Genomic DNA, 350 nt, shown 5'->3' on the forward strand with positions numbered 1-350 from the left:
TGGGGCTATAGCTCAGCTGGGAGAGCGCCTGCCTTGCACGCAGGAGGTCAGCGGTTCGATCCCGCTTAGCTCCACCATACCGTTAATCTGTTTTTTCTGAATACTTCAGAGCGTACCGGCAACGGTGTGCTGCGAAGTATTATGCTCTTTAACAATCCGGAACAAGCTGAAAATTGAAACGACGCGTCGTTTTCATTCTCCGTAATAAGAATGAAAAACACGGCGCGTTCGAGTCTCTCAAATGCTCGTGACTTGCAAGCGTTGCAAAACGCCTGTGGGTTGTGAGGTTAAGCGACTAAGCGTACACGGTGGATGCCCAGGCAGTCAGAGGCGATGAAGGACGTGCTAAT

At 50.9% G+C, this 350-nt stretch carries 1 tRNA gene; it reads left to right on the top strand.

Annotated features, from left to right (window positions below):
• Position 1 precedes the first annotated feature (1 nt).
• A tRNA-Ala gene (locus HZZ01_RS20740) sits at positions 2-77 on the top strand.
• The last annotated feature ends 273 nt before the right edge of the window (positions 78-350 follow it).

This window comes from Pantoea sp. WMus005, assembly GCF_013415305.1.
GTDB classification, from domain to species: Bacteria; Pseudomonadota; Gammaproteobacteria; order Enterobacterales; family Enterobacteriaceae; genus Pantoea; species Pantoea rara.